We start from the raw sequence: 12,946 nt of genomic DNA, 5'->3' as shown, positions 1-12,946 counted from the left end.
CCGGGGCGTAGGGGCCGGGGCCCCCGCGCGACGTACGGAATCCGCTACCGCCAGCCGTAGCGCTCTCGGAGCCGGTCCACGACCAGCTGGAACCTGCCCCGGTCCAGGGCGCACGCCTCGCGCCGCATGCCGTCCTCGTGCACGCGCAGCACCCGGTCCACGTCCACCCAGGACTCCCGTCCGGCGCCGTCCCACGGCCCGGTCCCGATCGGCACCCATTCCCGGTCGTTGTCGTGCCGCTTGCTGGAAAGCTGCACGGCGAGCAGCGTCCGCCCGCCCGCCTCCCGGGCGACGACCAGCACCGGCCGGTCCTTGCCGCGGCCGTCGTTCTCCTCGAACGGGACCCAGGTCCACACGATCTCGCCGGGGTCGGGGTCGCCGTCCTTGTCGGGCGCGTACTCGGTGCGCACGGGCCCGATGGCGTGCGGATCGGCCTCGGTGGTGGCGGTGGCCCCGCCGCGCCCGGGCTGCTCGATGGGGTCGGAGCTGTGGTGGGAAAGTGCCGTCATGCGGCTGAGGTTAGTGGCTCGGGGCGTCGCCGTGGTGCGGGTCAGTCGGTGACCAGGGCCATGACGAGGCCGTCGTACCCCTTGCCGCCGACGGTCTGGAGGGCCGTGGCGGTCAACCTCGGGTGCTCGGCGATGAGTTCGGTGAACCGGCGGACGCCCTGGACGCGGGGGTCGGTGCTGTCGGGGTCGACGACGGCGCCGTCGCGCACGACGTTGTCGCCGATGATGACGCTGCCGGGCCGGGTCAGTTCGAGGGCCCACTTCAGGTAGTCCGGGTTCGACGGCTTGTCGGCGTCGATGAAGACCAGGTCGAACGGGGCGAGGCCGGTGAGCTCAGGCAGCAGGTCGACGGCCCGGCCGCGCCGGATGTCGACGACGTCCGCCAGTCCGGCCCGCGCGATGTTCGCGGCGGCGACGTCGGCGCACCGCGGGTCGGCCTCCAGCGTGACCAGCCGCCCGCCGGGCGGCAGCGCCCGGGCGAGCCAGATGGTGCTGTAGCCGCCGAGGGTGCCGATCTCCAGGACGGTGCGCGCGCCGCGGATCCGGGCGAGGAGGTGCAGCAGCTTGCCCTGGTTGGGAGCCACCTGGTGCGCGGGCAGTCCGGCGGACGCGGCGTCCGCGTTGGCGGCGAGCAGCGCTTCGTCCTCCTCGACGAGCAGCCCGTCGAAGTAGTCGTCAACGGCCGTCCACGTCTGCTGCCCCATGAGCTCTCCCGATCCCTTCGCCGACCTCACATACGAGTTCCCAAAGGGAACTTACACGAAGGGCGGATCTTTCAACAGACCGTGGAAGCGCAGGGGGTCAGACGGGCGAAAGCGGGCCCGATGACGGTTTCCGCGCGGGCGGCCGGTCGTTGGGGGCAGGAGAGGAAGGGAGGTCCGCCATGCCGGCACAGGGACCCGCGCAGCACCCCACGACCGAACTCGACGCCCGCTACAGCTCCGCCCTCAACCCCCGCCCGGGCGCCGCGGACGTGACCGCCACCGACTGGGCCGAGGCCCGGCGGCAGTTGGACGCCGCCGAGGTCTTCTGGGTGTCCACGGTACGGGCCGACGGCCGACTGCACGTCACTCCCGTGATCGCCGCCTGGCACGAGGGAGCGCTGTACTTCTCGACCGGCCCGGGCGAGCAGAAGGCGAAGAACCTCGCCCACAACGGCCACTGCGCGCTCACCACCGGGGGCAACTCCCTCACCGAGGGGCTCGACCTCGTGGTCGAGGGCCCGGCGGAGCAGGTCACCGATCCGGCACTGCTGGAGCAGGTGATCGCGGCGTACGAGACGAAGTACGGCCCCCACGTCACCTCCTCCGAGGGCACCTTCCACGGCATCGGGGACGCGCTCCGCAAGGGCGACGTGGCGATGTTCGGGGTCCGCCCGGCCACGGCCTACGGCTTCGGCCGCGACGACGGCGTCTACACCCACACCCGCTGGACCTTCTGAGCGGCACGTCCGGCCGCACCCCACCCGGGTTCCCCCCCCGGATCCGCCGCTCGGGGGCGAGCCGGTCCGGCAACGGGGGAGAGCCGTCGCCATGGGGGTGGCGACGGCTCTCCCGGGTGGGGGCGGGGTCAGGGGCAGCTGGTGCGGGTGTCGCCCGGGTCGGTGGTGCAGGTGTCCGTGCCGGGGCCGCCGTTGGCGGTGTCGTTGCCGGAGACGGCGTCCGTGGTCGTGAGCCGGTCGTTGCCGTAGTCGCCGGTCAGGATGTCGTTGCCCGGCCCGCCGTTCACGGTGTCGTCGCCGAAGCCGCCGTCGAGGTTGTCGTCGCCGAAGCCGCCGTCGAGGTTGTCGTTGCCGTAGCCGCCGTAGACGGTGTCGTTCCCGTAGCCCGCGCGGACGGTGTCGTTGCCGCCGAGACCGCAGATCACGTCGGTGAAGTAGCCGCCGGTCAGCGTGTCGGCTCCGGTGGTGCCGATGATCGTGCAGCCGTGGGCGTTGTTCGCCGAAGTCGTCGTCACGGACGTGTTGTCGGACGTAACGGGGTCCTGCTGCGTCGCGCTCACGACGGCCGTGTTCGTGACCGTACCGGCGGCCCGGGGCTCGCCCGTCACCGTGACCGTCGCGCTCGCGCCCGGGGCCAGGGAGCCCAGGGCGCAGACGGCCCCCGTCGCCGTGGTCGTACACGTGCCCTGTGAGGCCGCGGCCGAGGTCAGGCCCACTCCTGCTCCGGAGAGCGTGTCCGTGAGGGTCACGCCGGTGGCGGTGGCGGTGGAGGCCGCGGCGTTGGAGACCGTCACCGTGTACGAGGCGCGGTCGCCGATGCTCACGGCGGCCGTACCGGTCTGCGTCACCGACAGGTTCGCGCCGGGCGGCGGGGGCGGAGCCGTGCCGTCGCCGCCCTGGTAGCGGGCGAGGGCGAAGGCGGAGCCCGCCCCGAAGCCCGCGGCGACGATCTTGCCGTCAGGTTGTACGAGCACCCCGCGGGCTTCGTCCCAGTCCTGGAAGCCGGTGACCACGAAGCCGTCGCCGCCGAAGCCGGTGTCCACCGTGCCGTTGGTGTTGAAGCGGGCCAGGCCGAAGTCGTTGGCCTCCTGGCTGTTCGGGTCGTCGGCCTGCCCCGCGATGACGATCTTGCCGTTCGGCTGGAGCGCCATCGCGTTCGCGCCGCCGCCGTCGCCCGGGAAGTGGACCGAGGTCCGCCCGCCGGTGCCGAAGCCGCCGTCGGGGCTGCCGTCGGCGTTGTAGCGCAGCAGGGCGACGCCGGCCCCGCCGGACCCCGCCGCGACGATCTTGCCGTCCGACTGCACCGCCACGGCGTTGCCGAACTCGGTGCCGCCGAAGTTCGCGGTCACCATGCCGTCACCGCTGAACGTGGTGTCGAGGGTGCCGTTGGGCAGGTAGCGGGCCACGCCGATGTCGAAGTCGGTGTTGCCCACGTACCCGACCGAGACGATCTTGCCGTCCGGCTGGAGGGCCATGCGGCGGGCGGTGCCGCCGGCGTCCTGGGGCGAGGAGGGCGTGAATCCCGCGACGACCGCGCCGTCACCGCCGAGGCTCGGGTCCAGGTTTCCGGCGGTGTCGAGGCGGACCAGGGCGAAGCCTCCGCCGGCGCCCTTGCCCGCGGCGATGATCTTGCCGTCGGGCTGGACCGCCACGTCGGCGCCGTCCGCGGACCCGCCGAACTCCTCGAGGCGTACGAGGCCGCCGTCACCGAAGCCGGTGTCCGCACTGCCGTCGGTGTTGTAGCGGGCCACGGAGAAGAAGCAGCAGCCGCCGCCCTCCTCCGCGATCACCTCGGTGGTGCCCGCCACGACGATCTTCCCGTCAGAGGGTTGGATCGCCACCGCGTTGGCCGTATGGGCGCCACCGCCGAAGTCGCTGGTGACCGTACCGTCCCCGGCGAAGCCTGAGTCGAGGCCGCCGTCGGCGTTGTACCGGGCGAGCGCGAAGCCGCCCTCGCTCAGGCCCGCCACGACCAGCTTGCCGTCGGCCTGCTGCGCGATGTCGTGGCCCTCCGCGTACCCGGGGAAGGGGGTGACCACCCGGCCGTCGGGCCCGAAGGAGGGATCCAGATCGCCGGGTGCGGCCAGCGCGGAGCCGGGCAGCGCGAGTACGAGCGCCAGGCCGAGCGCGGCGGCCAGCACCCCGGTCGTCCCGCCGGGTCCGCGGCGCGGCCACCGGGCCGGTCTCAGGTGTGCGTGGGTCATGGGCGTACGAACCTCCGGCCTCGCGGGGTGCAGGGAGCAGCGCACAGCTTCGTACGGGAGCCCTCCCGCGCCCCGCGAGACGTGCCGTACCGCGCCCGCCCGGCCCCGGGAACCACCCCGGCGGAGGAGCGCGCGGGGGGTGCTCGCGGGATCGGCTGAGCGTGGCCGCCTGCCGGGCCGTGCGCTCAGCCGGCGGCGGCGCCGAACCACTTGGACAGGTGGCCGAGCAGATCCCGCTGGTCGTCACCGACCCATGCCACGTGGCCGTCCGGCCGCAACAGCACGCCGGGCACGTCCGGTTCCCCACCGGAGTCGACGACGTGGTCCACCCGGTCCGCCCAGCCCGCCACCGAGAGCCGGCCGGTCCGGTCGAGCAGCAGGCCGCGGCCGCCGTGCATCAGCTCGTAGAGGCGGCCGCCCCCCGGCGCCGCGTCCCCCAGCGTCACGTCCCGCATCCGCCGGCCGAGCAGTTCGTGGACCTCCCCGCCCGCCTCACCCCCGCCGAAGTCGTAGCGGACGGAGATCGCCGTGATCTTCTCGATCAGGTGCCGGTTCACCTCCTCGAAGGCCATGAGTTCCGCCAGCAGCCGGCGCACCGCCTGCGGACCCGGCCCGTCCGACATCAGCTGCATCTGCGCGCGGGTGTTGTCCAGGACGGCGGCGGCCACCGGGTGGCGTTCGGCGTGGTAGCTGTCCAGCAGCCCTTCCGGTGCCCAGCCGGCGATCTCGGCGGCCAGCTTCCAGCCGAGGTTGAACGCGTCCTGGATACCGAGGTTGAGCCCCTGCCCGCCGGTCGGCGGGTGGACGTGTGCCGCGTCGCCGGCCAGCAGTACACGGCCGACCCGGTAGCGCTCGGCCAGCCGGGTGGCGTCGCCGAAGCGCGACAGCCAGCGCGGCGAGTGCGCGCCGAAGTCGGTGCCGGCGAAGGCGCGCAACTGCTGCTTGAACTCGTCGAGCGTCGGGGGCGCGGCACGGTCCTCGGCCACGCCCGCGCCGGGCGCGACCACGCGGTAGACCCCGTCCCCCAGCGGCGTGGCGCCGAACCGCATCTGGGTCTTGCGGACTTCGGCCCCCACGGCGGCGATCGTCCCGGGAGCTTCGGCCAGCTCCATCACCCCCAGCAGCGTCTCGACCCTGGAGGGCTCGCCGGGGAAGCCGACTCCGAGCAGTTTGCGCACCGTACTGCGGCCGCCGTCGCAGCCGACGACGTAGCGGGCGCGCAGCCGGGTGCCGTCGGCCAGCTCGACGCTCACGCCGTGCTCGTCCTGGCCCAGACCGACCAGCTCGCAGCCGCGCCGGATCTCGGCTCCGGCCTCGGTGGCGTGCTCGGCCAGCAGCCGCTCGGTGATTTCCTGCGGGATGTGGAGGACGTACGAGTGCGCCGTGTCCAGCCCCTGCGGCCAGGAGGCGCCGAGGCCGGCGAAGAAGCCCCCGACCGTGAACTGCCGCCCGAGCGGCAGGAACCGCTCCAGCAGGCCCCGCTGGTCCATCACCTCGATGCTGCGTACGTGCAGACCCTGCGCGCGGGACTGACGGGTGGGCTCCGTCTCCTTCTCCAGTACGAGCACCCGCACGCCGTGCAGCCGCAGCTCGCCGGCCAGCATCAAGCCGGTCGGCCCGCCGCCGACCACGATCACGTCCATCATGAAAACCCCAGGTACGTCGACAACGGCACATGTTCTGCGCGAATCGCTGATATCGGCCGGATCTGGCCTCGGCCGACGATTGTGCGGCACGGCGGGGGCCTTGCCGCAAGCCCCCCGGTGCGCTATATGTTGAGAGTGGCAAGGAGTGCGTGACGCTCCTTGCCTTTCGTTTTTTCCTGCCGGGAACCTTCCGGCGAGCCGTCTCGTTGCCCCGGGGTCCGCTGCTCTGAACCGCGAACCGCAGGAGTGCCGTGCTCGTGGCCGTACCCGAAACCTCGTCCCAGCCCGCCGTGCCCCCTCTCCCGTCGCTCGCCGCCCAGGCCGAGCGCCTGATCGAGCTCGGGGTGCACGAACTCGCCGGAATCACCGCCGATCAGCTGCGCGCGTACACCTCCGCCAAGGACGGCGCAGGCCTGCTCGCCGTCCATCCGGACCGCGTCCCCGCCTCCGCGCTGGCCCCGCTGCTGCGCCGAGACGGCAAGCCGGGCTTCGTCGTCACCGACATGGCCGATGTCGACGGCTTCGCCCCGCTCGATGTCATCGAGGTGCCCGACGCCCCGCTCTACGTGGTCACCGGCCTCGATCGCGGCGACCACATGTCCAACTGGAGCCCGGAGGAGGCACTTCCGGCCCTCACCCGGGACGAGCGCACTCCGCTGCTGCTCGGCGAGGGCATCCACTGGGTGCTCCAGCAGCCGGCGGCGCTGGAACGCAACCACTGCTTCATGACCGTCGGCTCCCGGCTGCGCAAACCGAACGGCACCCCGGACGCCCGTACCCCGGCGATCTGGATCAGCAACGGCACGGGACGCGACGGCCGCGAGCGGCGCAACGCCCCGAAGGTCGGCTGGTGCTGGTGGGGCAACCGCCACACCTGGCTCGGCTTCGCCTCCGCGACGGGCCGCACTCCCTAAAGGCTGTCCCGTAATCCGCGGTGGGTCAGCGCGGCGTCAGATGCGGTGCATCGCAAGGCGAAGGACCGTCCTCATACCGGGCGTATTCGGGCGATCCCGACAGCGCGGCGAGGTGCCGTAGGTGGCGCCGCGCGCCCGCCGGGGATTACGGGACAACCTCTAGGACTTCTGGAGCTGATCTGTTTGAAGCGCTCAAGAATGTGAGGCTCCAGATTGAGCCTCTGGGGTACTTGTTGCTCTGCAACGGAGCGCGAATCGATGCCCATCCTTCGGGCATGTTGCGCGACATGACGGGTGGGCAGACCCTTTATCTATTGAAGAAAAGGGAAGTCGCGCGAGAACGTGTATTCATCTTCAGTCATGCGAATCCGGCCGATGTCGGGACTGTGGAGGAGCAGCGGGAGTTCTATGAGGCTTGGCTTAGGACTTCCCGGCGTCAGCGGTTGACGGACCGAGCGAGGGATGCAGCGCATGAGTTGTGGATAAGGTGGCGCGATCGCTGACGCCAACCGAAAGAAGTAGCCGCCGGTTGGCGACCTTGCCGTCCCGCACCTTGATCCACAGCGCGTCGATGTAGACGACCGGCCAGAGCGAGTCGAGGGGCCTCGACTGCCAAGTTGTGATCTCGTCGTTGACCGCATCCGTCACCTTCGAGATGAGGTCCGGTGAAACGTCGCTACCGTACATCTTCGCCAGATAGGACTGGATGTCGCGAACCGTTATGCCACGGGCGTAGAGGGCCAGGGCCTGCTCGTCGAAACCAGACCGCCAGCGGGCATTCGTCGGGACGATCTGCGGTTCGAACTCGCCGCTGCGGTCCCAGGGCACCTCGACCTGGACCGGTCCGATGTCCGTCAGGACCGTCTTCGCGGCAGTGCCGTTGCGGCTGTTGCCGCTGACCCGACCCGCCGGATCGCCCTTGTCATAGCCGAGGTGTTCACTCATCTCGGCCTGCAGGGCCCGCTCGAGCACAGCCTCGACCTGCTCCGGCGGGAGCTGCCCGTCGACAGCGGCCTCTATCTGTGTCTCAGTCACGCGATCTCGCCTCTCCGACCCGGCGGGCCGACCGGCCCCGCCCAAACCATCAGATCACGGACTTAACACCGTCCTCCGGTACGCGAACGCCGCACGTTGGCAGGAGACCTTCCGCGAGAACCGGCTAGACCGCCGACGAGATCCTCGACGAAGTCGCCGCCTACTGCCACAGAATCTCTGACTCAGGTCACCAAGGGTTGTCCCGCAATGACCGCTCATAGCTCCGGGAACCGAGGGGTGTCGTCCATCACCTGCAGCAACTTCCGAGCAGGCATCGCCTCCTCCGGCCGCACGGAGGAGGCGACACCCTCGATGACTGACAGGCCCGCATACACGGCAGCCCTTGCAGCCGCCTCCCAGCCGGTTTGCTGCTGGTAGCTCGCGCCGTGCTTGCGATCCTGGGTCGACGCAGCAGCGGAGTGCCATTGGTCGGTCCGGTAGATGCTTCCCAGCAGGTACAACAACTCGGCCTTGCAGGCCACCTGCGGGGTCCCGGCCAGTTCGAGAAGGAACGGGACCGTGGGAACTGTCGCCTCACCGACGACGAACCCCAGCGCACAGACGGCGTCACCCAGGTCATCGATGGCGATACGAGCCGTGTCCTCATCCCCATAGGCGATCCGGGACAGCAGAGGGGGGATACCGCCGGCCGCGGCGCCCGTCGCGTCGTGCAGTTCTCCCCAGCGGATCCCGGAAATGCTCCTCAACAGACTTCCCATGTCCTGCTCCTCGTCAGATGATCGCGCCGGCCCCCGGCGGCGTCTTGAGCATGGTGCAGTTATGGGTGAGGCCCTGGCCAGGCGGCCTGCGACGGAGTAGTGCTATAGGGCCCCTGCTTGGCGTCATGATCTTGCTGTGACTGGAGTGATCACGGCGTCGGCCCCATCCTGTATAGCCCCGTTCACTGGGCTGAGCCCACGCTGTTTCGCCAAGCTGGTGACAGCGTTGCGCAGTGAGGGAGCCGATGAGGGGCGGCGAGGTCGGCCGTGGAGGCCGCCGCTGGAGAACCGAGTGCTGCTGGTCACGACGTACTGGCGGACAAACTTGACGCTGCGCCAGCTTGCCCCGCTGCTCGGGATATCAAAGTCCGCGGCTGACCGCGTCATCAGACACCTCGGCCCCTTGCTTGCGCTCCGGCCGCGCAAGCGGTTTCGCAAGGACACTGTGTTGATCGTGGACGGAACCCTGGTCCCCGTACGCGACCACACGGTGGCCGAGCAGTCGAAGAACTACCGCTACTCCACGAATCACCAAGTCGTCATCGACGCCGACACCCGCCTCGTCATGGTGGTCGGCCGGCCCCTGCCAGGTAACCGCAATGTCTGCAAGGCATGGGAGCTGTCCGGCGCCAAAGCCGCCGTCGGCCGCACCACTGTGGTCGCCGACGGCGGCTACCGGGGCACCGGTCTGGTCATCCCGCACCGTCGCGAACGCGGACAGTACGAACTGCCCGCCTGGAAGGAAGAGCACAACGCCTCCCACCGCCAGGTCCGTGCCCGCGTCGAGCACGCCTTCGCCCGGATGAAAGCCTGGAAGATCCTTCGCGACTGCCGATTGAAGGGCGACGGTGTCCACCACGCGATGAGCGGCATCGCTCGCCTGCACAACCTCGTCCTCAGCGGATAGACAAGGGGATCGAACACCGGCCGGCCTCGCGCGCACCCGCTCGAAGATCCTTTACGGGACAAGCCCTAGATGAGTCATTCCGAACTGATCAGTGGTCGTAGGCGATCAGGGACCGTGTGATTGGCTGTCCGGTCCTGTGGTTGTGCCAGATTGCTGCGGCCAGCGCGAGGACGCGTTGGGCGACGCGGACGGTGACGCCCTCAAAGGTCCGGCCGCCGTGTTGTTCCAGGTCGAGCTGGCCTTTGAGGGTGTCGTTCACCGACTCGATCAGTTGCTGCACCGATTTCAGCAGTGACTCGCCCTCACGGCGCTTCTCCCGCTTGCGAGGGCCGCAGCAGCTCTGCCCCGCGCATGGCCAGATCGGTCTCCAATTTCTTGGAGGCGAAGCCCTTGTCCGTGATCACCAGCAGGCCGGGGCGGTCGGTGACTGTGTCCGGCTCACGATCCAACATCGCCGGCAGCACCTCGCGCTCGTCCGGTTGGGGTGCACACCAGGTATAGCCGCAGGCCCCAGAAGAATCGGGAATGGCTGGCGCAGTACCCGTATCCGGCCCAGCCGGCCAGGTCCGACCGCTTCACGGTGGGGCGTGACCGGCCGCACTCGACCGGGATGGAGTCGATGATCCAGTGGTTGTCGAACCAGAAGTCGGTGTCCATCGCAAGGAGCCGTACAGCCCGCTTGACCAGCGGCAGCGCAGCCCGCAGCCGCTTGTTCCAGCCCGGCTGCTTCGGCACGGAGGGGAACATCTTGCCGAGGCGGGAGTGGACGGACCGCAGCCACCTGGACTCCGAGGTGAAGCCCAGCATCGCCCGGGCGACGGCGAGGCAGACGAGCTCGGAATCGGTCAGCCGGGGAGGGCGTCCCAGCCACCGGGTGTCCGTGATCTCGTCGTCGATCTCCACATACAGTGCGGTGAGCAGGGCGTCCAGGTCATTCGTCACAGAACGATCTTGGCCGCCCTGTCTGGTCTCTCCGGCCGCCGGCAGGGGGCTGCCCGATTGCCCGGCTTCACGCTTGAGCAGGCCGACAAGACACGGGAGACCGGACGCCACCTCATGCCCAGTACCGGACCTCCCGGTCCGCGCTGTGGCCAAGAGCGCCCAGGGCAGCGCGAAGATCTCAGATCTTCCGCCGTCTGGTGCCCGCCGTTGTCGAAGGCTGCGACAACCTGGCCGTCTGCGCGTCCCGGTCCCGGCCCGATATGCCCGAACCCCGTGCCGTGTTCATGCTATTGATGTCATAATCGGACGTCGTGTGGACAACGCTTGCGCCGCTCATCGGCGTCCTGCTCGGTGGGCTCATGTCGATGCTGGCCCAACGCTCGGCAGGACGCGCCTTGGAACGCGGCGAGGCGCGCCGCAGTGTCCGTGAACTTGCCGAGGCGCGCCGCAACGAGCGTCTCACGCACCTCATCGCATTTCTGTCTGCGGTGCAGGAAGCAGAACGAGTCGCGGTGGATCGGTATCACCACAACCTGGCTGACGAGCAGTGGCAGGCCCGGGCAAGGCAGGTCCTTGACGGGGTGTGGGTGACGCAGAAGACGATCCACGTACTGTGCGCGTCCGAGGTCAGCGAAGCGGCGCGCAGCCTCGCGTGGGCAGTACAGGAGGTGATCAGGAAGGGCCCCGAAGACCCGGGAGAGCCACAGGATGAGAAGGTCTGGGCGCACATCCATCCGAGCCGACAGGCATTCCTTGATCTCGTGCGCGACCAGCTAAGTTGAAGCCCCGGGAAGGGATTCGGCAGCTGCCGTGAGCGGCCCGGGACAAGCAGCACCAGCTCCGGCCTCCATTGTGCGGCGAGCGTCATCTGCTTCGCCGGCTTCTCGAGGGACGCAAAGCCCGCCTTGGCGCAGGCAGCATGCATGTCCACGGGCCAGCAGCACGCCATCGAATGGCCCCTTGGCTCATCGGCAAGCTGAGCACGATCACTTCGGAATGACTCGTCTAGGGGTGTCCGCAAAGTCCCGCCTGCCCCGCGACGCCCGGCGGAGGTGCGGAGGTACGGGCGGCCCGCGCCGCGGCGCCGCAGGGCGACCTCGAACCCCGGTCGCCCCTGGAGCGGCTCTTCTGACGCACTGCTCGACGAAGTCCGCGCACCGCCGGCCCGGCACACGCGGCAGGCCGGTCCCCGCGCGCCCGCTCAGCCCGCGGCCGGCCGGCGGGCCGTCCAGGCCTGCGCCGCCTCTGCCTGGGCCGCCAGGGACAGGAGCAGGGGCTCCGAGTCGGCCGGGCCCAGGAGCTGGGCTCCCAGCGGGAGGCCCTCGGTGGTGAAGCCCGCGGGGATGTTCACCCCCGGCCAGCCCAGGACGTTCCAGGTCCAGGCGTACGGGCAGGCGGCGATCATCGCCCGGTCCGTGGCCATAGCCCCCAGTCCCGCCAGGGCGCCGATCCGCAACGGGGGAGTGGCCGTCGTCGGGGTCAGCACCACGTCGAACCGGCCGAAGATCTCCCCGACCCTCCGCCGCAGCAGGGTCTCCGCACGGCGGGACGCCCGCAGCGGCAGGCCGCCCAGGATGCGGCCCGTGCGCACCGACTCGCGCGTGCGCGGGTCCAGCAGAGCGGGATCCGGCACCCGGGACGCCCAGTCCCGTACGCCACCGGTCGCCCGGGGTACGAAGGTCAGGCCGATCCGCCCGTAGCGCGGATCCTCAGGGACCACCTCGTGGCCCAGGGACTCCAGCCGCCCGGCCAGTCGCTCCACCGCCGAACGGACCTCCGGGTCGAGGGACTTCGGCGTCGCGGTGAAGGCCATCCCGAACGACAGGGCGATGCGCAACCGCCGCGGCGTGCGGCGGGCGGCCTCCACCGCCGAGACGGGGGCCGGCTGGTGCCGGTCCCCGGCGTGCGGGCCGCTCGCCGCGTCGAGCAGGAGCGCCGCGTCGGCGACGCTGCGGGCCAGCACGCCGTTGACGGTCAGCCCGTGGAACGACTCCGGCTCCGGCCACGTGGAGATCCGCCCGCGCTGCGGTTTGACGCCCACCAGATGGGTCCAGGCCGCGGGGATCCGTACCGAACCCGCCCCGTCGGAGCCGAGGGCCGCCGGGACGAGTCCCGCGGCCACGGCCGCGGCCGAGCCGCCGGAGGAACCGCCGGGCGTGTACGCCGGGTTCCAGGGGTTGCGGGTGTCGCCGAACGCCGGCCCCTCGGTGAACGGCCATTGGCCCAGCTCCGGCGTCTGGGTCTTGCCGACGATGACGGCGCCGGCGGCGCGCAGCCTTCGTACGGCCTCGCTGTCGGCGCTCTTCGGCGGGAACTCTCCGGCGCAGCCGAACGCGGTCGGTTCCCCGGCCACGTCCATGTCGTCCTTGACGGCGACGGGCACGCCGAGCAGCGGGAGCCGCTCGCCTGCGGCCAGGCGCCGGTCGGCAGCGTCCGCCTCGGCGAGCGCGGCCTCGGTGCGTACGATCCGGAAGGCGTTGAGCCGGGGCTGCGCGGCGGCGATCCGCTCCAGCGCCTCCTGCGTCAACCGGCGTGCGCTGACGCTTCCTTCGGCGAGGGCCCGCGCCGTTTCCACCAGCCCGCCGGACACGGCCGGAGCCTTCGTACCTGACGACGTCACCGACATCGG

The 12,946-nt window shown here is 70.8% G+C and carries 10 protein-coding genes and 2 pseudogenes; 4 read left to right on the top strand and 8 right to left on the bottom strand.

The window, feature by feature from the left end; translation table 11 throughout:
• Positions 1 to 44: 44 nt before the first annotated feature.
• Entirely contained in the window at positions 45 to 509 is a 465-nt protein-coding gene (locus K7B10_RS08245) for a type II toxin-antitoxin system PemK/MazF family toxin (RefSeq protein ID WP_030862046.1), read from the bottom strand.
• A gap of 41 nt (positions 510 to 550) precedes the next feature.
• A complete protein-coding gene (locus K7B10_RS08240; protein WP_229335323.1) occupies positions 551 to 1,213 on the bottom strand; it encodes an O-methyltransferase in 663 nt (220 codons plus the stop codon).
• Positions 1,214 to 1,392: 179 nt separating this feature from the next.
• Between K7B10_RS08240 and K7B10_RS08235 the strand changes: the two genes are divergently transcribed.
• Entirely contained in the window at positions 1,393 to 1,950 is a 558-nt protein-coding gene (locus K7B10_RS08235) for a pyridoxamine 5'-phosphate oxidase family protein (RefSeq protein ID WP_229335321.1), read from the top strand.
• 128 nt (positions 1,951 to 2,078) lie between these two features.
• Here K7B10_RS08235 and K7B10_RS08230 read toward each other — a convergent pair whose 3' ends face one another.
• Positions 2,079 to 4,154, bottom strand: coding sequence for a DUF11 domain-containing protein (locus K7B10_RS08230; RefSeq protein ID WP_229335320.1), 2,076 nt, complete (start codon positions 4,152 to 4,154; stop codon positions 2,079 to 2,081).
• A 185-nt stretch (positions 4,155 to 4,339) separates the two neighbouring features.
• Positions 4,340 to 5,800: a rifampin monooxygenase gene (gene rox / locus K7B10_RS08225; protein WP_229335319.1), complete on the bottom strand. Its 1,461-nt coding sequence runs from the start codon at positions 5,798 to 5,800 to the stop codon at positions 4,340 to 4,342.
• A gap of 257 nt (positions 5,801 to 6,057) precedes the next feature.
• On the opposite strand from rox, the gene K7B10_RS08220 reads away from it, so the two are divergent.
• Positions 6,058 to 6,714: a DUF5701 family protein gene (locus K7B10_RS08220; protein WP_229335318.1), complete on the top strand. Its 657-nt coding sequence runs from the start codon at positions 6,058 to 6,060 to the stop codon at positions 6,712 to 6,714.
• A 501-nt stretch (positions 6,715 to 7,215) separates the two neighbouring features.
• On the opposite strand, the pseudogene K7B10_RS08215 reads toward K7B10_RS08220, so the two are convergent.
• Together K7B10_RS08215 and K7B10_RS08210 are read right to left on the bottom strand one after the other, a co-directional pair.
• Positions 7,216 to 7,794: pseudogene (locus K7B10_RS08215) on the bottom strand (transposase); the annotation flags it as partial.
• A 170-nt stretch (positions 7,795 to 7,964) separates the two neighbouring features.
• Positions 7,965 to 8,468, bottom strand: a complete 504-nt coding sequence (locus tag K7B10_RS08210) for a hypothetical protein (RefSeq protein ID WP_229335316.1) — start codon at positions 8,466 to 8,468, stop codon at positions 7,965 to 7,967.
• A gap of 136 nt (positions 8,469 to 8,604) precedes the next feature.
• Between K7B10_RS08210 and K7B10_RS08205 the strand changes: the two genes are divergently transcribed.
• Positions 8,605 to 9,375, top strand: a complete 771-nt coding sequence (locus tag K7B10_RS08205; protein ID WP_229335315.1) for a transposase — start codon at positions 8,605 to 8,607, stop codon at positions 9,373 to 9,375.
• An 88-nt stretch (positions 9,376 to 9,463) separates the two neighbouring features.
• Here K7B10_RS08205 and K7B10_RS08200 read toward each other — a convergent pair.
• Positions 9,464 to 10,317 (bottom strand): annotated as a pseudogene (locus tag K7B10_RS08200) (IS982 family transposase).
• A gap of 311 nt (positions 10,318 to 10,628) precedes the next feature.
• Here K7B10_RS08200 and K7B10_RS08195 point away from each other — a divergent pair.
• Positions 10,629 to 11,099: a hypothetical protein gene (locus K7B10_RS08195; protein WP_229335314.1), complete on the top strand. Its 471-nt coding sequence runs from the start codon at positions 10,629 to 10,631 to the stop codon at positions 11,097 to 11,099.
• 419 nt (positions 11,100 to 11,518) lie between these two features.
• Here the strand turns inward: K7B10_RS08195 and K7B10_RS08190 are convergent, their stop codons facing one another.
• Positions 11,519 to 12,943, bottom strand: coding sequence for an amidase (locus tag K7B10_RS08190; protein WP_229335313.1), 1,425 nt, complete (start codon positions 12,941 to 12,943; stop codon positions 11,519 to 11,521).
• Between the last annotated feature and the right edge of the window lie 3 nt (positions 12,944 to 12,946).

The organism is Streptomyces flavotricini (assembly GCF_020639365.1).
Taxonomy (GTDB): Bacteria; Actinomycetota; Actinomycetes; order Streptomycetales; family Streptomycetaceae; genus Streptomyces; species Streptomyces flavotricini.
This window is presented reverse-complemented; position numbering and strand designations above follow the sequence as displayed.

Coding starts and splice junctions, on each gene's coding strand:
- K7B10_RS08245 (WP_030862046.1), bottom strand. CDS start 509: ATGACGGCACTTTCCCACCACAGCTCCGACCCCATCGAGCAGCCCGGG.
- K7B10_RS08240 (WP_229335323.1), bottom strand. CDS start 1,213: ATGGGGCAGCAGACGTGGACGGCCGTTGACGACTACTTCGACGGGCTG.
- K7B10_RS08235 (WP_229335321.1), top strand. CDS start 1,393: ATGCCGGCACAGGGACCCGCGCAGCACCCCACGACCGAACTCGACGCC.
- K7B10_RS08230 (WP_229335320.1), bottom strand. CDS start 4,154: ATGACCCACGCACACCTGAGACCGGCCCGGTGGCCGCGCCGCGGACCC.
- rox (WP_229335319.1), bottom strand. CDS start 5,800: ATGATGGACGTGATCGTGGTCGGCGGCGGGCCGACCGGCTTGATGCTG.
- K7B10_RS08210 (WP_229335316.1), bottom strand. CDS start 8,468: ATGGGAAGTCTGTTGAGGAGCATTTCCGGGATCCGCTGGGGAGAACTG.
- K7B10_RS08190 (WP_229335313.1), bottom strand. CDS start 12,943: ATGTCGGTGACGTCGTCAGGTACGAAGGCTCCGGCCGTGTCCGGCGGG.